The following is a 21,378-nucleotide window of genomic DNA, read 5'->3' as shown; positions in this document are numbered from 1 at the left end:
TGTCAGGAACCAGCCCTTTGGCTGGCCGGCGTACTCTTCACGAAATCCGTGACGTCCTCCAGCACGGGCGCCGTCCAGCGCAGAGACCACGCGAAGGCGCCGACCGCCAATCCGTGTCCCGCCCGCGTGTAGCGTTTCAGCACCACAGGCACGTGCGCCGCCCGCAGGGCGTCCGCCAGCCGATCGCTATTGCGGACCGGGTCCACCACACGATCCGACGTCCCCGCGACCAGTAGCGTGGGGGGCGCCGACGGCGATACGTGCGCCAGCGGCTGCGAATCCGGGGGCGTATGCGGAAAATCGAAAATCGGCTTGATGTCCTCGTCGACGATGGGCAGGAAGTCGTATGGCCCGGCAATGCCTATCCAGCCGGCCAGCATGGCGGGCGTCGCTCCTGCCTTGCCCAGCCAGCGCGGATCCAACGCCACCATGGCTGCGTTGTAGGCGCCCGCGCTGTGTCCCGCCAGGAATACACGGCGCGGGTCGCCGCCGTAGGTGGAGATGTTGCGCAGGGTCCATGCGACCGCGGCAGCCGCGTCTTCCACAAAGGCTGGATAGGTGACCTGGGGATAGACGCGGTAGTCGGCCACCACTGCAAGCATGCCGCGCGTGGCCAGGGCGTCGCCGACGAACCTGTACTGGGCGCGCGATCCGCCGGACCAGCTTCCGCCGTAGAAGAAGACAACCACGGGTGGCGCCGCAACGTCCCGAGGCACATACACATCCATGGCCTGGCGCGGGTCCGTCCCGTATTGCACGTCGGCAAACACGCGAACGCCGTCATCCTCCGGCACGAAGGCGTTCAGTGTCTTCAAGGGTGAGCATGCCGCCAGCGCGAAAAGCGCGGGCCAGGCCAGCACGGTCCTCAATCTTCGAACATAACCACGCCAATACTGGCCGCAGTGCGACATCCACCCTCTCCATGCAAACCACGACAGGCGGGCAGGCTCGGCCACGGTTCAGCTGCCCGTGTCGCGTTCCAGCAGCCTCCGCCCTGCATGCGATACAGAGGGGCGGAACCGGTGGATTGCGGGCGGCAGCACGCTCCCGCGGCAAGCCATGCCTACTGAGATACGGACGCGGCGCGGCGCTGGATGCGCCGGACGCGAAAAAAATTAAGGATGAGCACCGCATCGCGCGTGAACGGACGGCGGCGCGGAGCCCAGGGCCGGTCGGATGGCGAAATCAGATGGGAACGACGTCGCCCGTCATGATGATGGGGCCGGTCGGCTGGCCGTTGGGCGCGCCTCCGGGCGGCTCCAGCGACACGGCCAGCTTGGGCACATTCCGCAGCCCCCCTGGCGCCGGCAGCGAGGTCAGGCCCCCGGGGGCCACCAGACCGAGCGATTGCGGCTGGCCGCCCGGCGGCAGGGCCCACAGCTCAAGCACCCTGTCGCCCGCAAGCGCCCGCAGATCGCCCAACGTCCGCACGTGCAGCACGCCCGAGGGATCGGCACGCACCACAAGCATGGCCTGCGTCTGCGGCGACTGCAGTACCGCAAGCAGCTGCGCGCGCGCCGACCGGTTCACCTGCAGGGGATACAGGGCGACGCCCGCGACCAGGACGAGCGCCAGCGCGGCGCTTAATAGACGCCACGAGTACAAACCGCTCCACCCCCATGAACTCGCCGGCTGACGGCCCCGGATCCGCGTCCGGATGGCCCGCCATACCCGTGCGGGCGGCACCACGGGCTTGAGCGACCAGGCCAGGGGATAGATCTCGTTTTCCCAATCCCGCAGGATGCGGCGCCAGCCGGCGTCGGCGGCGACCAGCGCCTCGAAGCGGCGGCGCGCGCCGCCGCGCATGCCGCCGGACACATAGTCCGCGGCCAGCCGATGGCGTATTTCCTCACCCTGATAATTCATGACAGGCACCTCTTCAGGCGCTCCATGCCGCGGCGCACCCAGCTCTTGATGGTTCCCAGCGGCGACTCCAGGCGCTTCGCGATCTCGCCGTGGCTAAGATCGTCGAAGAACGACATTGCAATGGCCATGCGCTGCTTGGCATCCAGCTGCTTCATGCATTCGGCAAGTCGCCGGCTGTCCTGCGCGTCCTGCAGCCGGCCCAGCGGTCCGGCGGCATCGTCGGCCCAGGCGTCGACAAGCTCGCCATCCGGATCGGGGCGCTCCAGCCCAGGCCGGCGCAGTTGGTCGATGCAGCGGTTGCGCACGATCCGCGTCATCCACGTCATGGCATGGCTATGTTCGGCCGAGAAGCGGGCGGCGTTCTGCCAGATGGCCAGGTAGCACTCCTGCAGCACCTCCTCGGCCCAATCCTTCCTGCGCAATATACGCGAGGCGAACGCGAACAGATGCGGAGATGTCAGGCGATACAGTTCGGCCAGGGCCGTTTCACTGCCACGCGCGCAATCCGCGAGTAGATCGTCGAGACGTCGAGAATCGGACATATCGCTCCGGCGGGGCGGGCTGCAAGCACGAGCGCCGGCAACGGCAATCCGGCGATGGGCTCATTGGGGAATGGCTTCTGGCGATGATATACCAGCGGGGCATACAGCCCGCCCGCCTCGCCAACCGTGCGTTTGGATGACAGCGCGGCTTGATCGCGTTGGCCCCCTGGCGCAGAAGCCGCGCGGGTAATCGCTTGCGCCATTGCTGCAGGGCAATATATAAGACTGATTCCGGTGGTGCGCCTCAGTCAAAAGCCCATGGCTCGCCGTCGGGAACCCTTTCCCCTTACCCTCCGGGAATCTTCCATGTCTTACCCCGACCAGCACCCTTTGCAGGCGCAGGCAGCGCCGTCGCATAACGCCTTCGACGATGCGTATGGGCTTTTCATCGGCATCCTGTTCGCCGCCATGGGCGTCTCGCTGCTCGCCCGGGGCGGCCTGATCACAGGCGGCATCGCGGGCATGGCCCTTTTGGGCTCCTTCGTGACGGGCTACGCGCCAGCGCCTCTCGTTCCCCTGATCAACATCCCTTTCATCCTGTTCTCCTTCCGTGCCATGGGCAGGACATTCGGGCTCAAGACCGCCCTGGTCAGCCTGGCAATAGGGGTGGGCGTGAGCGCCATCAGCCGCTCCCTGGACGTTTCCGGCATCAGCAACGCCTTCGCGGCCATCGCTGGCGGGACTTTCCTGGGCATGGGCATCCTTTGCCTGGCGCGGCACAATGCGTCCATGGGCGGTACCAGCGCGTTGACCTTGTGGGTGCAGCGGCGCTCCGGTATCAATGCCGGCAAGGTCCAACTGGCCTTCGACCTGGCCCTGTTCTGCGTGGCGGCGGCCTATCTTCCCCTGGCCAAGATACTCTGGTCCGCCCTCGGCACGTTCGCGATGAACGCGATGCTGATCGCCTGGCACAAGCCGGGACGCTACAGAGGCTAGCCTGGAGGCCGGGGACCGGGCGGGCGCGTCACTGTGAAGGCAAAACGTGAAAATCCATCAGCTCCGCGCTTTCCTGGCCGTATTCGATCACCGCAGCGTCAGGGGCGCTGCTCGCGCGCTCAATCTGACCCAACCTGCCGTCACCCAGGCGACCAGGGAGCTGGAGACAAGCCTGGGCGTGCCGCTGTTTCAACGTGGCGTCGCTGGCGTCATACCGACGATCTTCGGCGAGGCACTCGAAAAGCGCGCGAGGGTTATCTGCTTCGACATAGAACGGGCCGGCAGCGAGCTGGACCAGATACGCGACGGTTCCAAGGGCGTGGTTTCCATCGCAATTTCAACCGCCGCCGCCCTGGACGTACTTCCCCCGGCCTTCACGCTTTTCAGGAACAGCTATCCGCACGTCGAGGTGAAGCTGAACGAAGCCTCGATTCCGTTCTCGTTGCCCAGGCTCATGAGCGGCGAAATAGAGTTCATGGTCTCGCAAGTGCTGCCCGGCACATTGCCTGACTGGGACGTGAGCGTTCTCTACAGAACGTCGATGATTGCCGCGGTCCGCGTCGGACACCCTATCCTCGAGTCTTTCGAGGGCGCGGATCTCGGCGCAGCCGAATGGCTCTTGCCGTACGACAACGAGACCGGGCCGACGATACTCCATCAGCTCTTCGCCGACAGCGATATCCAGCCTCCCAGTCGCATCGTGACGTGTACATCCACCGCGATGGGCCTGCGACTGGTGGGACGCTCCGACCTCATCGGCGTTTTTGTCAAAACGATGGTGGCGACCGAGTTTTCCCATTACGGGCTGGTCGAACTGCCTCTCCAGCAAGCGTTGGCGCCCCTGGAAGTGTGCGTCGTGTCGAGAAAAAACGCCGTCCTGACACCGGCAGCCCAGAACTTTCTCGACTGCCTGCGGTACTACGCCAACCGCCTTCAGGGGTGAGAGGCGTTGCTTATCGCTTCCAACATGTGCTTGTCTTCTCGCCTGCCCCATCAAGGTCTAGCATGCCCAAAAAACGAAGTTCCTTGGGGAAAAAATGGACCAGACGACGACAGTCACGCCACTGGGCAAACGGCGAGCGATAGCAGCGATAACCGTAGGCAACGCCCTGGAATTCTACGATTTCACGGTCTACGGATTCATGACGAGCGCCATCGGGCGTATTTTCTTTCCGACGCTGAGTCCTTATGCGCAGATCCTGCTCGCCATCGCCGGATTTGGCGTGGGATTCGTGGCAAGGCCGCTGGGCGGCATCCTGATCGGCAATTATGCGGACAGGCATGGCCGCAAGAAAGCCATGGGGTTGACGATCACCCTGATGGCCTTGGGCTGCGCGATGCTGGCGTTTTCACCAACGCCCGCGCAAGCCGGGGTATTCGCGCCGCTCGTCATCGTCGCGGCCAGGCTGATACAGGGCTTTTCGGCCGGCGGAGAAGTCGGCGCGTCCACCACTTTCCTCGTCGAGTACGCGGGACGCAATGACCGGGCCTATATGGCGAGTTGGCAGGTCGCCAGCCAAGGCCTCGGCGTCATGTTCGGGGCCATCGTCGCCAGCTCGGTCATTTCGTATCTGTCGGCGGACGCGCTCGATAGCTGGGGTTGGCGGGTGCCTTTCGTGTTGGGCATGGCTATCGCGCCGATCGGCATGTACATCCGCCGTCAGCTGCACGAAACCCATGCGGAAGACGACGCCGGGGCCGACCGGACCGAACGACGCGGCAAGATGCGCATCGTGTTTGCCAGTCATTGGCGTGAGTTGATCCAGGCCAGCCTGCTGTTCGTCTCCTGCACAGTCGGCATTTATGTCATCGCCTTTTATCTTCCGACATACGCGGCCCGGGAATTGAAGCTGCCCGTACAGGTGGGAGTCTGGGCAGGCGTGGTCTTCGGCATCGTCAATTTCATCTTCGCCCCGCTGTCGGGCCGGCTTGCCGATCGATGGGGGAGAAAGCCCATGATCCTATGGTCGCGCCTGTGCCTGGTGGCGCTGCTGTTTCCCGCATTCATGTGGCTGGTCGCCGAGCCGTCCGCGACGAAGTTGTATGTCTCGGTCGCCGTACTCAGCGTGTTCCTGACCACGCAATTTCCAGCGCTGCTGGTCATGTTGACCGAGATGTTTCCCCGCCATGTCCGCGCGACCGGCCTGTCGGTGGTCTACAGCACCGTCGTCGCCGTCTTCAGTGGGTTCTCGCCCTTTGTCCTCACCTGGCTCGTCCATGCGTCGGGCAACATGTTCGCCCCGGCCTGGTATCTGCTGGCGATCACGCTGATCTCGTCGCTCGTCATGTTCTGGATCGACGACCGCACCGGCGGCAAGCTCGACGAGGCTGAGTCCAGCCATTCCACGGGCGGCTTGCCCGGCAACGACGCGCTGGGGAGAGCCTGATGGCCGACGTGAATATCCCGAACTGTTTTTCGGCCAGCTATCAGGAGGCAAGAGAAAAATTCCTGAACGCCGTACGTCAACACGGCCTGGCCCATACCGAACATGTCTTGCCGGCGAAAAAAGGCCTGCACGGCGAGACGCTGGCCACCGACATCGTCTGGGCGGGCCCCGAAGACGCAGCTAAGCTGCTGATCGTGACATCCGGCATACACGGGGTCGAAGGCTACTGCGGATCCGGGTGCCAGATCGCCTTGTTGCAGGATGACGCGTTACTGGCTCGCGCGCAGGAGCTCGGCGTCGCGATTGCCATCATCCATGCCGTGAATCCGCATGGTTTTTCATATGGCCGTCGGGTCAATGAAGACAATATCGACCTGAATCGAAACTTCCTGCGATTCGATGGCGGGCTGCCGGAGAACAAGGATTATCGGGCGCTCGCCGACGTCCTGCTTCCGCCAACCTGGCCGGCGGATGAAGAGCACGCCGCTCGCCTGGCAGGCCGCATTGCCGCGCTCGGGGAAGATGGCTACGGCCAGATTCTCTTCAGGGGCCAATACGATGATCCGAAGGGCCTTTTCTTTGGCGGCACTTCCGCGAGCTGGTCGAATTCGGTCATCCGCGAGTTCCTTCGCAGGCGCGCGGGCGTGGCGCGGCAGGTTGCCTGGATCGACCTTCATACGGGACTCGGACCGAGAGGAAACTGCGAAAAGGTGTTCATCGGCCGAAATGAGGAGTTCCCGTTCGCGAGCGCGTGGTGGGGAGCGGACGTCATATCGCCGGTTCGCAACGACTCGGTCATGTTCGAAATCGACGGGCCGATGCTGCGGGCATTGAACGAGGAATGTCCCCGCGCAAAAGGTGCGACGATCGCGCTGGAGTTCGGTACGGTGCCGTTGATGCGCATGCTGGAGGCGATACGGGCGGACCACTGGTGCTACATGAGCCAGGAGCCGGAGAATTCCGCCCTGCGCAATAAGGTGCGCGACGAACTCAAGCGGAGCTTCTTTGTCGCGGAAGACGATTGGTACGGAATGGTCGTCGGCCAGTTCAGGACGGTACTTACGCAAAGCCTGCTAGGTCTGGGCACGCAATTTTCTTGATCGATATCATCGAAGCCTTCGGTTCCGATTGAAATGTCATCCGTACCCGGTTTAAAACCGAGGCAGTCCAGCCTACCGGAGTACGAGATGACCTCTACAGGCGCCACGGAACCGTCCGCGCCCGCGCCGAAAAACAAACTGCCCATGGGGCTGATGGCGGGATTCGCGGCGCTGGTGGTCGTGCTGCTGCTGCCCCTGCCGGCTGATTTGCCGGTGGCGGGCCATCGCATGCTGGCCATTCTGGTATTCGCGGTGGTGGTCTGGGTGACGGAAGCCGTTTCCTATGAGGCCAGCGCCATCATGATCACCACCCTGATGGCCTTTCTCCTGGGTACGGCGCCCGTCGTCGGCAATCCCACCGCGCATTACGGCACGTCGGCGGCGATCAGCATGGCGTTGACCGGCTTCGCCAATTCGGCGTTGGCCCTGGTGGCCGGCGCGCTCTTCATCGCCGCCGCCATGACCTACACCGGCCTCGACCGGCGGATCGCGCTGGTGACACTGTCGAAGGTCGGCACCAGCACGCGGCGCATCCTGGTCGGCAGCATCGCGGTCACCATCGTCCTTAGCCTCGTCGTGCCGAGCGCCACGGCCCGCAGCGCGGCGGTCGTGCCGATCATGATGGGCGTGATCGCGGCATTCGGCGTCGACAAGCGCTCCAATATCGCCGCCGGCATCATGATCATCGTGGCGCAGGCGACCAGCATCTGGAACGTCGGTATCCAGACCGCGGCGGCCCAGAACCTGTTGACGATAGGCTTTATGGAGAAGATGCTGCATGCGCGGGTGGCCTGGTCCGACTGGCTGATCGCGGGCGCGCCGTGGGCCATCATCATGTCCGCGATATTGATCTTCCTGGTGCTGAAGATGTTGCCCCCGGAACGCGACGATATTGCCGGCGGCAAGGAAGCGGTCGAAGAATCGCTGCGGGAACTGGGCCCGATGACCGGGCCCCAGAAGCGCCTGCTGACCGTCTCCGTCCTGCTGCTGCTGTCCTGGGCCACGGAAGGCAGGCTCCACAGCTTCGACACCACGTCCACCACCTATTTCGGCCTGGTGCTGCTGCTGTTGCCCCGCATCGGGGTGATGACATGGAAAGACGTCCAATCACGCATCCCATGGGGCACGGTCATCGTGTTCGGAGTCGGCATCAGCCTGGGGACCGCGCTGCTGACGACGCGTGCCGGCCAATGGCTGGGGGCGCTGGTGGTGGCGCATACGGGCCTTGCGGACGTCGGCCCGCTGGGGATTTTCGCGATCCTGGCCGCTTTCCTTATCGTCATCCACCTGGGCTTCGCCAGCGCCACCGCGCTGACTTCGGCCATGCTGCCGATCTTGATTTCCGTCCTGGCGACCTTGCCAGGCGACTTCAATCGGCTGGGAATGACGATGCTGCTCGGCTTCGTCGTCAGCTACGGTTTCATCCTGCCGATCAACGCGCCGCAGAATATGGTGTGCCTGGGTACGGAAACATTCACCGCCAGGCAATTCGCCAAGGTGGGTATCGCCATCACCGTCATCGGATACGTGCTGATGCTGGGGTTCGGGATGACGTACTGGCGCTGGCTGGGATGGATGTAGGGCTCTTCCCGGTACATTAACGCATCGGACAGATCAGCCTGAGCCGGCGGCGCCCTTACAAGGCGTCGCTCAGTTCCTTCAGCACGTCATAAAACCCCTGGAAGCGCTGCTTGCCGATGCGTCGCGCCCATTCGTCTTCGATCGCGTGCACGGTGGCGCGCTGGATTTCCGCAACCTTCCAGCCCTTCTCGGTCAGGGAAACGACGCGCGACGGCGCCCCCGCTACGTTGATCCGACGGACGTAGCCCATTTCTTCCAGTTGCTGCAGCAGGTAGTTCATCGCCTGCTTGGACATGCCCGCGCGTTGCGCGAGGTCTATCGGACGGGTGTTCTCGGGCGGCGGAAAGCGGAACACTTTGAAGTGCGCAATCTGTATATCGGCGTAGCCCGATTCGGCCAGCGCGCTGCTCAGCCGCTGCTCCACCAGGGTCAGGCAATAGCGCAACCGCGCGCCGATGAGCGGGTCATCGGGATCAGGATCGCCAGCGAAGCGCCGGGCAGAGGGGGATTGACGGTTGGCAGCCATATCGGTAAAGTGACTTTACCACAGAGGACGACCGACATGGATACCGCGCAACGCGAACTGATCACCATAGGCTCTTTATCGATGCGCTTCCTGGTCGATGGTCGAGACACCACGGGCCATATGGCGATGGCGGAAATGATCGTGCAACCTCAGGCCAAGGTCCCGCCGCCGCATCGACACGTCGATGTCGACGAAACCATCCACATCCTGGAAGGATCATTGACCTACCGCGTCGATGACCGCGTCCAGGTCTTGAACGTGGGCGACCATTGCTTCTCGCCACGCGGCAGCGTCCATCATTTCTCCAATCCCGGCGATGTTCCCGCCCGAGCGCTGGTGGTGTTCTCGCCCGCCAACATCGGTCCCGATTACTTCCGTGAAGTGGCCGGTGTGCTGGGCGCCGGCGGTCCGCCGGATATCGACATGCTGAAGTCGGTGATGAAACGTCATGGGCTGGAGTTGAGCGCCTGAAAGCGACGCGGGGGCCAGCGCGCTCAGACCGGCGCGAAATCGGTCCAGAACAACTGATCGTTGCCGACATCGACGACGTCCTGACGGATGAACGTCAGCCGACCCGTGTCGGCGACGTGAAAAGTCGCGAAACCCGCCGTGCATTCGACGATGCGACCGTCGTCGCGCATGAAGCGGCCAGCCTGGCGCGGGGCGGCGACGAGCACCTTGCCGTCGGCGGTCAGCGCAAGACAGCGGGCGTGCAGGCCGTCCAGCGCCAGGCGCTGCATTTCCCGCGGCTCGCCGGTCTGGGCGTCGAGCTCGAAGACCACGACGCTGTTCTCTCCGCAAGTCATCGCCTTGGCCGGCAACGGCCCGGAGCCGTCCGCGACCGGGTGCGCGCGGTTGACGACGTAGGCGTATCGGCCGGTGGGGTGGATCGCGATGGCGCCGCCCAGTTGCGGCCGCCTTACGTTGCCGGCGTTCTCCAGCAGCTCCACATCCCAGCTTGGTTGGGGCGCGATGACGCCTTCCCGATAAGGGAAGGCCGCCAGGCGATTCTGGCGTTCCAGCACCGCATACAGCATATGCCCCCGCGGGTGGAAAGCGCAGTTGCGCGGGCCGAAACCGAAGCCGCCATCCGGCGCGACCGTCTGTGCGCATGCAAGCGTCTGGCCTTCGTCTCGCAGTACTCGCAAGGACCCTGGGTTCTCCTCGCCGGCCTGGCCTGCGTCATCGCCACGACAGGTCAGGAGCAGGTCCCGGCTGCCGGGCATCGATATCACCTGATGCGGGAAGTACCCGACCAGTGCGGTACCTTCCGCCAGCAGCCGACGCCGCGGCGCCACGCGGCCATCGTCGTCGAGATCATGCAGGGTCACCGCCGCCGGACGGTTGTAGGCAAGCGTGAGGCGCTTGCCTTCGGTATTCACCGACGCGTGCAGCGGGCGGTATGGCAGCGCGACCGGTTCCGCCGCCATTTGCATACCGGTATCGTCCAGGGACACCTGGACCAGGCAGTGACGGTCTCCCGCACTGGCGACGCCGCCATTGCTGCAGGCGACGTAGGCGATCGGCCTGGCCGGATGGAAGCAGGCGTATTGAACGGCGAGCGGCAGCTCCAGGCGGTCCCGCTCGACGAACCCGTCGTCACCCAGGCGATAGCGGACCAGGCGGCGGCCTATGGATGCCAACAGGACCGCGCCCGTTTCCGAGCCATGGCCGACGAGATGTTCCTGGCCCATGCATGTTCCCCGATCAGTTCAACTGGATACCCGCGTCCTTGATGATACGGTCCCAGACGGCCGTTTCCTTGCGGACTATCTCGGCCAACTGGTCGCCATTCTTCAGCACCAGGTCCACGCCCTGTTCGTCGAAATGCCGGGCCAGGCCGGGATCGCGCAGCGCCTGCCCGGCCGCTTCGTACAGCCTGTCGATGACCGGCGCGGGCGTACGCGCGGGTGCGAACAAGGCGTTCCAGGAACTGTAGGTGAATCCGGGCACGGTCTCGGAGATCAAAGGCAGGCCTTTCAGGGGGCTCGCGTTGCTCGGTGCCGTGATGCCAAGCGCGCGTATGGACCGGCTCCCGATCATCGCCGTGAACGACGGCATGGTGCCGAAGATGGCCTGCACCCGGCCCGCCGCCAGGTCGGTCATGACCTGGCCGGCGCCCTTGTACGGGATGTGCGTCACCTCGATGCCGGCGGTCCGCGCGAACAGCTCCGTGCCCAGGTGGGCGAGGCCACCGACGCCGGCGGATGCGAAGTTCAACGCGCCAGGGTTGGCCTTGGCGTAGGCGATCAGTTCAGCCACGGACTTGATCGGCGTCTTCGCGCTCACCACCAGCACATGCGGCGCCGAGTCGACCATGGCGACGGGCGTCACCTCGGTCAGGATGTCCACGCGATTCTTGCTGAGCAACGGCTGGGACGTAATGTTGCCGGATGCGCAAAACAGGATGGTATAGCCATCGGGGGCGGCGCGTGCCACGGTATTCAGCGCCGGGACGCCAGCGCCGCCGCCCATGTTCTCGGCAACGAAGGATTGCCGCAGCGTGGCGCCCATCGCCTGGGCAAGTTCCCGTCCAAGGACGTCCGTCGCCCCGCCCACCGCGAAGGGGATGACCATGCGGATGGGCTTGCTCGGGTAGCGCTCCTGTGCAATGGCGGCGAAGGGAATGATGGCGGCCGCGCCGAGCAGGCGACGTCGGCCATGGTTCACCTGGGTGCTCATCGCATCGTCTCCGGTCTGTTGTTATCGATCAGGCATCGCATGATGATCAGCCGCGGACGCCAACGCAACGCGTTACGGCTGGCGTAACATCGCGCCTTGGAGACAACCGATACGCGGATGGAAAACCGTATGGCGAAATCGCGCGCACCCACGGCGCCGGCGCGGCCGCCCAGGCCCGAGATGCTCAAGGGACCCGACGACATCGCGCCGGTCGCCGGCCAGGAACATGTGCACGCCGTCGTCCGCGCCATGTCCCTGCTCAAGGCCTTCGACGGCGGCGACGAGGTGTTCCTTTCGCTGACCGAACTTGCCCGCCGCACGGGCATGCACAAGCCTACCGCGCTGCGGCTGGCTCGCACCCTGGCGCTGTCCCGATTCATGGTGCAGCGCGAGGACGGTGCGTGGCGGCTCGGGCCGGCCGCCGGCTGGATAGGCTCCCGCTACCAGGCGCAATTCGACGTCGGCTCGGTCATCGAACCCATCCTGCGCAAGCTCTCCCTGGAGACGGGCGAGAGCGCCTCGTTCTACGTGCACGAAGGTAATCTGCGCAGTTGCCTGATGCGCTGCGACGGCCCGAATGCGCGCCCCGATCATCCCCGATCGGGCGAGCTCCTGCCGCTGGATCTCGGGGCGCCCGGGCGGACCATCCTCGCCGCGCTGGGCGAGCCGGGCGATCTCTACGAACGCATCCGGCGCCAGGGCTATCACTGGGCGCGCGCCGAGCGCTCCACCGGCGCGGCCGCGGTGGCGGCGGCGGTGCGGGGCGCGCACGGCACGGTGCTCGGCGCCATCAGCACTTCCGGTCCGGTGGAGCGGTTGACGCCCGCCGTCCTGCGCAAGCTGGCGCCCGCCACGGTGGACGCCGCCAGGCGGCTGGGCGTGGCCTTGGGCGCCGTTCCCGCCACCGCGCTGCGGGCGACGTGGCACCCGTGATGTTACGCAGCGCGTAACGGATTGCCGGCATGGGCCGGCGTGATTTCCAATGCGGCCTTTCTGCAGGCTATGCAGAGGTCACACGGAACGCCCATGACGACGACCCCACCGCGCCAACAGCTCGGGCCCGCGCCCAACGCCCGGCGCCATATTCCCCCCCGGCTGCGCGGCATTCTTTCCCTGGGCGATCTGGAAGAGGCGGCCAAGCGGGTGCTGCCGCGGCCGATCTTCGGCTATCTGCAGGGCGGGGTCGAGGACAACGTCACCTTGCAGGCCAACGTCGCGGCGTTCCGGAAGTGGATGTTCCGCACCAATGTGCTGGTCGACGTGTCCGCCCGAGACCAGGGGCGGACCCTGATGGGGCAGGCATACCGGGCGCCGTTCGGGATCGCGCCCATGGGGCTTTGCGCGATGTTCGCCTTCGACGGCGACGTCGTCATGGCGCGCGCGGCCGAAGCCGCGGGGATCCCCTATGTGCTGAGCGGCGCGTCGCTGACCCGCATGGAAAGGGTCGCCCAGGCGGCGCCGACCTGCGGCTGGTTCCAGGCTTATATCCCGGGCGAGCAGGCGCATATCGAAGGCTTGATCCAGCGCGTCGAGAAGGCCGGCTTCAAGACCCTGGTCATTACCGTGGACACGGCGACGCTGGCGAATCGCGAGAACAATGTGCGGGTGGGCTTCACCACGCCTTTGCGGCCCGGGCTGCGACTGGCCTGGGACGGCCTGCTTCGTCCGCGTTGGCTGCTGGGCACACTGGGGCGCACGCTGGCCAGCCATGGCATGCCGCATTTCGAGAATGCCGGCGCGGGAAGAGGCGTGCCCATCATCTCGCGCAGCGTGGTGCGCCAGTTCGGCCTGCGCGACCACCTGAACTGGGAACACCTGGCGCTGGTGCGCCGGCAATGGCGCGGCAAGCTGGTGGTGAAGGGACTGATCTCCGCCACCGACGTCATGCGCGCGGAGCAGGCGGGCGCGGATGGGGTGATCCTGTCCAACCACGGCGGCCGCCAGCTCGACGGCACCGCGCCGCCGATGCTGGTGCTGCCCGAAGCGGTCAAGGCCAAGGGCCGCATGGCCCTGATGCTGGATAGCGGGATCCGGCGCGGCACGGATGTGCTGAAGGCGTTGGCGCAGGGCGCGGACCATGTCTTCGTGGGACGGCCCATGGCCTATGCCGCCGCGGTCGGCGGCCAGGCAGGCGTGGCCCATGCCATCACGCTACTGCGCGACGAGATCCATCGCGACATGGCTTTGCTCGGGGTCGGCAATCTCGACCAACTCAGTACGGATCACCTCGTCGCAACCTAGCGCGAGGCATGCAGGCAACCACTTTCAAAACTCATCAAACGGGAGACTCGCCATGAACCTTCAAACTCACCGCCGCGGCTTTGTCGCCGCGGCCCTCGCCGCCGGCCTGCTCGCGCATCCGCTGGCCGGCTGGGCGCAGAAGTCCAACTATCCCGACCGCGCCGTGAGGGTGATCGTGCCCTTCGTGCCGGGCGGCAATGCCGACAGCAGCGCGCGCATTTTCGCCGAGGCGTACGGCAAGCAGCTGGGCCAGTCGTTCATCGTGGAAAACAAGGGCGGCGCGGGCGGCATGATAGGCGCGACCCAGATGGTCCGAGCCACGCCTGACGGCTATACGATCATGATCGGCACCACCGGCCCCATCGTATCGAGCTGGCAGCTGGCCGGCAAGACCGCCAGCTACAGCCTGCAGGATATGAAGCCGGTGGCCCTGCTGACGCAGGTGCCCGACGTGATCGTGACCAAGGCCGGCTCGTCGATAAAGTCCTATGCGGACCTGGTGGCGTATGCGAAGGCCCATTCCGGCGCGCTGAAGTTCGGCCATCCGGGCAATGGCACGGCGGGTCACGTCAACATCCTGCAGATGCAGAAGGCGCTGTCCCAGCAGTTCGTGATCGCGGCCTACAGGGGCGCGGGACCGGCGGTGCAGGATCTGTTGGGCGGCCAGCTGGACGCCGTGGCGACGGACCTGCCTTCGGCATTGCAGCTGATCAAGGCAGGCCAGTTGCGCGCCGTGTCCGTGGTCTTCCCCCAGCGCGTGGAGTCCTTGCCTGAGGTTCCCACCATGGCGGAACTGAAGCAGCCGGAAGTGGATATCGCGCCGTTCACGGCCACCATGGCCCCGAAGGACACACCGCCCGAGGCAATTGCGCGCCTGGTCGACGCCAGCAATGCCGCGCTGGACGATCCCGCGGTCCGCAAGCGCATCGAGGACATCGGCGGCGTGCCGGTCAAGATGAGCGGCGCGAAGTTCGACCAGTTCCTGGATCGCCAGGTCGAAACGTATCGCGCGCTGATCGCTTCGGGGCTGTTGAAGGTGGAATGACGCGGGCCGGCATGGAGCGGCCGACGCCGCTCCAGCCGCAGACGCGGCCCAAGCGCCTCAGAACCGATACGCCCCGCGCAGGCTAAGTTCCTGGTTGGTGAAATGCGAGGCCAGTTGCGCCTGGTACTCCATGCGCAGCTCATACTTGTCCTTGGCATAGAGTTGGACACCCGCGCCCAGGTTCAACATGCGATCGGGCAGGGACGACTTCGATGTGAACGTGATGCCGTCGCCTTCGCCTTCGGAGAACGACACCTTGCTGCGCGAGCCACTGTTGTTCAGGAAGGTGCCGCCAACGGACACGAAAGGACGCAGCCAACCGAAGCGGCCGGCATCGACGCGTGTACCGACTTCGATCATCGGCGAGATCGCGAAGGTCCATTGCCTGAGCGAGCTGGTCTTCAGCGTCGCGCCGTCGCCGCTCAGCGTGTAGCCGGGCATGTAGCTGTGCAGCACGTCCAGGTCCGCATAGGGCCGCACATACCAGTTGTCGGCCACCACCTCATAGGCCGCGCGCAGCCTCATGCCGGCGGTCCAGACATCGTTGCGGGCTTCCGCTTTCCACATGTCGTCGCCGATGACGAACAGGGAGTCGGAGTCGTAGCTGCCGTAGCCGGCGTGCAATGCGCCCGCCAGCAGCCACGGACCGCTCTGGTGCTTCAGCGAAACCGACACGTCGCCGCCTTGTCCACGTACCGACGTCATGCGATCGTTGGTGTGCATGGAGTTGGTGTTGTAGGCGCCCGTGACCCCGAAGAACCAGTCGGGGCGGATCTCCCATTGCCCGCCCAGGCGATAGCTGATGCCGTTCTGCCAGAAGCCGTCGCCTGCCGAACTGCTGCTCTGGGTCGTGCGCGAGCCGGTGATGCGCGACCACACGCATTGCGTTTCACGCAGGGTGACGCCGTCGCCGTCAAAGACCGGGCAGCTCAAGGCGGCGTTCAGGGACTTGCGACCGGCCAGCGTCTGGCGCGTGGCCACCTGGGCCAGGTCCTCGGTGGCCGTCAGGCTGTTGAGCGCGCTGGCATACTTGTCAGGCGAGTCGACGTTCGCCATGGCCGCGAAGAAGCCGGCCACGCCGGGGTTGCTGGCGTCCCAGGCGCTTTGCAGGCTGCTGACCAGAGAGCGTTCGGTGTTGGTGAGATCGCTGGGCGCCTTGCCCGCGAAATCCGCCGACGGCGAGATCGAGACGGTGTTGCCGCTCTGCGTCGCCGACCAGGAAATCGGGCTGGCGGCGTTGGCCCCGGCCGTGGCCGGCTGCCTGACCACCAGGGAATCCGCCGTCAACACCTGGAAGGTGCCTGGCAGCAGGCCCTCCACGGCGTGCGGCTGGATCGCCACGCCGTCCACGAAGATCCTGGCGCCCTTCAGCACGTCGGCGTTGGGCGTACCGGGCGCAGCCAGGCTGTTGACGTCCACCAGCAGGGCGCCGCCCAGGAGCAGGTCCACCTTGTTGACCGTCGCGGTGGCGATCGTGTCCACGCCGCCCACGTCGAAGTTGCCGGCGTTGTAGAACCAGCCCGCGCCATTGCTGACGTTGACCATGCCGCTGCCGCCGGACACATAGGTGCCCCCGGCCTCGTTGCGGAACTCGTTCCACTCCGTGGTGTTGTTGCGGGCCAGGTTGATGTCGCCCACCACCGTGCCATAGTTGCGCACGGATTCCTGGCCGAAGGTCGATACGATGGCGTGGCCCGAAAGCGCGCTGACGTACGAACCGGCCCCGATGGTGATGACGTTGGATTTGCCGCCGTCGATGGCAATGGCCGCGCCGTCGCCTGAACCGCCCTGCAGCACGCCCGTGTAGTCGACGCTGATCTTGCCGCCGGCACGGGTGGGGTCGAGCGCGCCGGTGCTTTGCTGGAAGCCGCTCTGCGCGAAGATGCCGTACGAATCGGCGCCGTTGGTCTTGATGTCGCCATTCAGCTTCACCCAGATCTCGCCGCCGGTGCCCTGGGACGCGCTGCGCTGGTTCAGGCTGGTCGTCAGGGCGTTCAGGACGTTGTTGACCGTGTCCTTGTCATTGCCGAACAACCGCGCCACGCCTTGCAGATCTTCAGGCACCTGGTCGATGTTGTCCAGCAAGGTCCCGGTGCCGCCCACCTTTTTGATGACGGCAGTCAGTGCCGAAGCGGTTTTCTCCAGCGCGGCGCGCGCGGTGGTGTCGGTCTTGAGCAGCTCGCTGACCGTGCCGCCACCACCGCCCAGCGATTGCGCGACGACGCCGTGCGCCTTGGCGCCTTGCGTCTGGATGGCGGTGGTGCCTTCGATCGTGCGGACTTCGATGTAGCCGCCGTCGCCGCTGGTGCCGCCGCTGTTGCCGAACACCGGCAGCGTATAGCCTTGCAGCACCGATGCGCCGCCGTAGCCGCCACCGCCGCCGATGGACTGCGCGTACACGGCGGTGGAGTAGTCGCCGGCGGTGCGGATGGAGGCATTGTTGCCCAGCTCCACCTTGACGACGCCGCCGTTGCCGGAAGAGCCGCCCTTGCCGCCATAGGACGCCGCATACTTGACGCCACCGGGGCTGCCCGCGGCGTTCGAGATGCCGCCGCCGCCACCGACGGACTGCGCAAAGATGCCGAATGCGGCCAGTCCCGACGTCGTGACGGAACCGCTATTGGTAACCGTGACCGCGCCGCCCCCGCCTGACATGCCGCCGGAACCGCCGAGCGTGAAGCTGCCCGATTTCGACGAAGGTTTCTTGGCGGCGTCCGTCGACGCCGCGGGGATCTTCTCGATACCGACAGCCTTCAGCAGTTCCTTGAGCGAGCCGGCCGAAGCGGCCTTCTCGTCGGTGGCCGCGGGGGCGTTGGCGTCGCTTGCGGGCGGGGTCATCATGAAGGCGCCACCGCCACCGCCCACGCTTTGCGCGACGATCGCATGCGCCTCGTCGCCGCGGGTCTGGATGGTACCCGTGTTCTGTACCGTGACGGCGCCGCCATCGGCGCCCTTGCCGCCGGCGCCGCCCGCGGTGAAGTTGATGACGAGGTTCTTGTTGTCGCTGCTCAGGGCGCCGACGCCTATGCCCCCGCCGCCGCCCACCGATTCGGCGAACACGCCATACGACGCACCGCCGTAGGTCTGGATGGTGCCCAGGTTCTTCACGACGACTTCGCCGCCGACGTTGCCGGAGCCGCCCTTGCCGCCCAGCGTACCGCCCAGGTTCGTCTTGTTGGTGCCGGACGAGTACGCGACGCCGCCCTGGCCGCCACCGCCGCCGATGGACTGCCCGAGCACGCCGTACGAGATGTCGCCGGTGGTCAGGATGCTGCCCTGGTTGGTCAGGTTGACTTGGCCGCCGCGGTTGCCGCTGCCGCCGTCGCCGCCCATGGACAGCGTCAGGGAGACGTTCGGCCGCTTGACCGAACCCTTGGACTGCTGGTCCAGGTACTCGTTGATCTTCTTGCCGGACGCCTGCATCTCCTTGTAGAACTCGGAGTTCTTGAAGGCATCGTTGAGCGACTTGTAGGTGTCGGTATTCTGGATGTCCTTGATGAGGGCATCCAGGTTTTCCTTGGTCTCGGCGTTCTTCTTGTCGCCCGCCCATTTCTGGTAGGCCTCCACGCCGATCGCTTTCTTCAGCGTGGCGTAGATTTCGCCGACCGTGTCCGGCGCGTCGTCGGGCGCGGCGAGATTGCCGCCGTTGCCGCCGCCGCCGCCGATGGACTGCGCGAGCACGCCATGCGAAACATTGCCGTAGGTCTCGATCGCGCCGCCGTTGGTGACCTCGACCTTGCCGCCCGAACCGCCGGCGCCGCCCTTGCCGCCGAACGACAGGTTGACCGAGAACGTGCCGCTGGCCGCGGCCGAACCGCCGCCGCCCGTCCCGCCACCGCCGCCTATGCTTTGGGCAAGCACGCCGTCGGCCTGTGCGCCCCGGGTGCGCAACAGGCTCGTGGACGCCAGCTCGGCCTTGACCAGGCCGCCGTCGCCGCCGTTTCCGCCATTGCCGCCGATGGCATCGACAATGGCCACCGAATCGGCCAGCGGCAGCTTCTGCACCAGGCTGTCCAGCGTCTTGTCGAACGACAAGCCGGACGACGCCGAAGCATTGACCGCGCCGCCGTTACCGCCGCCACCACCCACGCTTTGCAGCAGGATGCCGGTGGCGCTCGTGCCGCGCGTCTCGATCGTGCCGCGGTTCTCGGCCGTCACCGTGCCGCCCTTGCCGCCGCCCTTGCTGTTGGTGCCGCCTATGGTCTGCCCGAAGGTGATCGTCCTGTAGAGGCTGAGCGCGTCGGCCGCCGCGGACGCCGCGCCCGCGTTGCCACCACCGCCACCGATGCTCTGGACGTGCATGCCGATGGCGCTCTCGCCATGCGTGGAGACGCTGCCGTCGTTGTACGCGCGCGCTTCCCCGCCCGAACCGCCACCGCCACCGCTGCCGCCTATGGTGTTCGTCACGTTGAATGCCGTGGCGCCCGGCGCGGCGATCGCCAGGCCGTAAGCGTACGCATTGCCCGCGTTGCCGCCACCACCGCCTATGCTCTGCGCCAGGATGCCCGTCGCGCCGACGCCCAGGGTTTCTATGCCCGCGTTGATGTTTTCCGCGCGGGCGTACGCGCCCTGCCCGCCGTCGCCGCCCGAACCGCCGATGGCGTTGGTCAGGGTGATTGAAGGCAGGGGCTCGCCCGACGGCGTGACCGCGGGCAAGGCGACCGCGAACGCGCTGGCGCCGCCGCCCGTGCCGCCGCCTCCGCCTATGCTGGACGCCTGCAGCCCGAACGCCGCTTCGCCGCCCGTGCGGATCGCCGAGTTGTTGCGGATGCTGGCCTGGCCGCCAGAGCCGCCCTTGCCGCCCGACCCGCCCGTGGCGGACGACGCCGACAAGCCGGGACTGACCGAGCGCGATGTCGCATAGCCACCCGCGCCACCGCCGCCGCCGATGGACTGGGCCAGCACCGCCGTGGCATGGTCGCCCGAGGTCTCGATGCTGCCCATGAAGCTTTCGAAGGAGACGGTGCCACCGTTGCCGCCTCCACCGCCGGCGCCGCCGAGCGCCACCGCCAGGAAGGCCGTGGAGCTGGACGCCGCGCCACCCGTCCCGCCACCGCCGCCCACGCTTTGCAACAGCGCGCCATAGGCGTAGTCGCCGGCCGTCACGAGGACGCCGCGATGCTCGACTTTCACATCGCCGCCGACGCCCCCCTGGCCACCCGTGCCGCCACTGGTGAACGGCAGGATGCCGCTATTGCCGCCCGAACCGCCGCCCTTGCTGATGGCCGGCCGGGTCGCGTAGAAGGCGTCCAGCGCGCTGCCGCCGCCTATGCTTTGCGCCATGATGCCGGTCGCGCCGGTGCCCGAGGTCCTGATGGTCCCGTAGTTGGTGACGGAGACCAGGCGGCCGAGGCCCGCGCCGCCGCCGTCGCCGCCGGAGACGAAAGCGGCACCCCCGCCGCTGCCGCCGACACCGCCCACGGACTGCGCCATGATGCCGAAGCCATAATCGCCGCGCGCATTGATGGACCCATAATTGACGGCGGTGACCACGCCGCCAGCGCCGCCTTTGCTACCAGGCGTGCCGGACGTGAAGGCGCCGTTGGCCCCATTGCCGCCCGCGCCGCCCACGCTTTGCAGGATCACCGCGGCGGAGTTGCTGCCGTCGGCGGAGATCGACCCCCAGTTGGTGAACGTCACGTTGCCGCCGGGCCCGGCGTTGGACGGGTAGCCGCCGCTATTGATCGCCCTGCCGCCATTTCCGCCCAGCGAACTGGCGGATACCGCGGGCGCCAGCGAACCGCTCACGCGGACGTCCGCGCTACCGTCGAAGACCACCGAGACCGCGCCGCCCGAGCCGCCGCGGTCTGTGTCGACCCGATAGTCGTACGTGCCGTCGGAAGAAGGCGTTCCAAACTTGCTGACGCCGGCCGCGCCGCCTTGCGAAAACACCCGGATGGCCGGCAGCGCGCTCGTGCGCGGCGTGGCGTCGCTGGAAGCGGTGACGCGCGAACCGATCTGCAGCGTCACGGGCCCGCCATCGCCGCCGCGCGCGATGCCGCCTTCGCTTTCGGTCCATGAGGTGTAGCCGATCCCGCCCGTGCCGCCGATCGAATAGACGTTGATCAGCGGCTTCGCTTGGGCCGAGGCACCGAGCGTGCCGGAGACATCGGATCCTTGCGGCGCGGTCACCCAGACGGAGCCGCCGTAGCCGCCGGTCTTGCCGGGCAGATTGTGGAAGACGCCCTTGCTGTACACCGAACCGCCGGCGCCCCCGACCGAACCGATCTCCAGCGCCGGCGCGCTCACGCCCTGGATGGGGCCGGGCTGGGTCCAGGAAACCGGATCGGCGTTCTTCCCGGGCGTGGCGTCGGTCCAGCCGAACGCCGTTTCGCCATCCCGGCCGTCTTCGCCATGGCGGACGATGTTGACCGCCGGGTCCGCGCCGGCGGGCGCGCCCGCGAGCATGCCCAACGATGCCAGCACTGCGACGGCGCCACGCTGACGCGGGGCACGACGGCCCTTGTTGGCG

16 protein-coding genes are annotated in these 21,378 nt (G+C 66.5%); 9 read left to right on the top strand and 7 right to left on the bottom strand.

Features of this window, described 5'->3' with window-relative positions:
* Positions 1–2 precede the first annotated feature (2 nt).
* The 3 genes from CAL12_RS02165 to CAL12_RS02155 all read right to left on the bottom strand — a co-directional run bounded on the left by CAL12_RS02165 (position 3) and on the right by CAL12_RS02155 (position 2,408).
* Positions 3–815 (bottom strand): alpha/beta hydrolase, encoded by an 813-nt coding sequence (locus CAL12_RS02165; protein WP_232464675.1) that lies wholly within the window; start codon positions 813–815, stop codon positions 3–5.
* A 370-nt stretch (positions 816–1,185) separates the two neighbouring features.
* Positions 1,186–1,866: an anti-sigma factor gene (locus CAL12_RS02160; RefSeq protein WP_086062978.1), complete on the bottom strand. Its 681-nt coding sequence runs from the start codon at positions 1,864–1,866 to the stop codon at positions 1,186–1,188.
* On the bottom strand, positions 1,863–2,408 hold the full coding sequence (locus CAL12_RS02155; RefSeq protein ID WP_086062977.1) for an RNA polymerase sigma factor: 546 nt from the start codon (positions 2,406–2,408) through the stop codon (positions 1,863–1,865). Before CAL12_RS02155 ends, CAL12_RS02160 begins: the two co-directional genes overlap by 4 nt.
* Before the next feature lie 306 nt (positions 2,409–2,714).
* Between CAL12_RS02155 and CAL12_RS02150 the strand changes: the two genes are divergently transcribed.
* The 5 genes from CAL12_RS02150 (at position 2,715) to CAL12_RS02130 (ending at position 8,412) form a co-directional block, all read left to right on the top strand.
* Complete coding sequence (locus CAL12_RS02150; RefSeq protein WP_086062976.1) at positions 2,715–3,344, top strand: YitT family protein; 630 nt, start codon at positions 2,715–2,717, stop codon at positions 3,342–3,344.
* A gap of 46 nt (positions 3,345–3,390) precedes the next feature.
* On the top strand, positions 3,391–4,287 hold the full coding sequence (locus tag CAL12_RS02145; protein ID WP_086062975.1) for a LysR family transcriptional regulator: 897 nt from the start codon (positions 3,391–3,393) through the stop codon (positions 4,285–4,287).
* Between the two features lie 94 nt (positions 4,288–4,381).
* Positions 4,382–5,731: an MFS transporter gene (locus CAL12_RS02140; RefSeq protein ID WP_086062974.1), complete on the top strand. Its 1,350-nt coding sequence runs from the start codon at positions 4,382–4,384 to the stop codon at positions 5,729–5,731.
* The gene (locus tag CAL12_RS02135) at positions 5,731–6,831 is read left to right on the top strand and encodes a M14 family metallopeptidase (protein WP_086062973.1); all 1,101 of its coding nucleotides are present in this window, start codon (positions 5,731–5,733) and stop codon (positions 6,829–6,831) included. The genes CAL12_RS02140 and CAL12_RS02135 overlap by 1 nt, the downstream gene beginning before the upstream one ends.
* 87 nt (positions 6,832–6,918) lie before the next feature.
* The gene (locus CAL12_RS02130) at positions 6,919–8,412 is read left to right on the top strand and encodes a DASS family sodium-coupled anion symporter (protein ID WP_086062972.1); all 1,494 of its coding nucleotides are present in this window, start codon (positions 6,919–6,921) and stop codon (positions 8,410–8,412) included.
* 55 nt (positions 8,413–8,467) lie between these two features.
* Here the strand turns inward: CAL12_RS02130 and CAL12_RS02125 are convergent, their stop codons facing one another.
* Entirely contained in the window at positions 8,468–8,938 is a 471-nt protein-coding gene (locus CAL12_RS02125) for a MarR family winged helix-turn-helix transcriptional regulator (protein WP_157792860.1), read from the bottom strand.
* A gap of 36 nt (positions 8,939–8,974) precedes the next feature.
* Between CAL12_RS02125 and CAL12_RS02120 the strand changes: the two genes are divergently transcribed.
* Complete coding sequence (locus tag CAL12_RS02120; protein WP_086062970.1) at positions 8,975–9,409, top strand: cupin domain-containing protein; 435 nt, start codon at positions 8,975–8,977, stop codon at positions 9,407–9,409.
* 23 nt (positions 9,410–9,432) lie between these two features.
* Here the strand turns inward: CAL12_RS02120 and CAL12_RS02115 are convergent, their stop codons facing one another.
* Together CAL12_RS02115 and CAL12_RS02110 are read right to left on the bottom strand one after the other, a co-directional pair.
* The gene (locus CAL12_RS02115; RefSeq protein WP_086062969.1) at positions 9,433–10,632 is read right to left on the bottom strand and encodes a lactonase family protein; all 1,200 of its coding nucleotides are present in this window, start codon (positions 10,630–10,632) and stop codon (positions 9,433–9,435) included.
* A gap of 13 nt (positions 10,633–10,645) precedes the next feature.
* Positions 10,646–11,620 carry a Bug family tripartite tricarboxylate transporter substrate binding protein gene (locus CAL12_RS02110; RefSeq protein ID WP_086062968.1) on the bottom strand — a complete coding sequence of 325 codons (975 nt, stop codon included), beginning with the start codon at positions 11,618–11,620 and terminating at the stop codon, positions 10,646–10,648.
* A 129-nt stretch (positions 11,621–11,749) separates the two neighbouring features.
* Between CAL12_RS02110 and CAL12_RS02105 the strand changes: the two genes are divergently transcribed.
* The 3 genes from CAL12_RS02105 (at position 11,750) to CAL12_RS02095 (ending at position 14,906) form a co-directional block, all read left to right on the top strand.
* Entirely contained in the window at positions 11,750–12,553 is an 804-nt protein-coding gene (locus tag CAL12_RS02105) for an IclR family transcriptional regulator (RefSeq protein WP_332458972.1), read from the top strand.
* A 93-nt stretch (positions 12,554–12,646) separates the two neighbouring features.
* Positions 12,647–13,861: an alpha-hydroxy acid oxidase gene (locus CAL12_RS02100; RefSeq protein ID WP_086062967.1), complete on the top strand. Its 1,215-nt coding sequence runs from the start codon at positions 12,647–12,649 to the stop codon at positions 13,859–13,861.
* 52 nt (positions 13,862–13,913) lie between these two features.
* The gene (locus tag CAL12_RS02095) at positions 13,914–14,906 is read left to right on the top strand and encodes a tripartite tricarboxylate transporter substrate binding protein (protein WP_157792859.1); all 993 of its coding nucleotides are present in this window, start codon (positions 13,914–13,916) and stop codon (positions 14,904–14,906) included.
* Between the two features lie 57 nt (positions 14,907–14,963).
* Here CAL12_RS02095 and CAL12_RS02090 read toward each other — a convergent pair whose 3' ends face one another.
* On the bottom strand, positions 14,964–21,332 hold the full coding sequence (locus CAL12_RS02090) for an autotransporter outer membrane beta-barrel domain-containing protein (RefSeq protein WP_157792858.1): 6,369 nt from the start codon (positions 21,330–21,332) through the stop codon (positions 14,964–14,966).
* Positions 21,333–21,378 lie beyond the last annotated feature (46 nt).

Origin of the sequence: Bordetella genomosp. 8, assembly GCF_002119685.1 — a bacterium.
Lineage (GTDB): Bacteria > Pseudomonadota > Gammaproteobacteria > Burkholderiales > Burkholderiaceae_B > Bordetella_C.
Note: the sequence above shows the minus strand (reverse complement) of the source record. Positions and strands in the feature narration are given on the sequence as shown.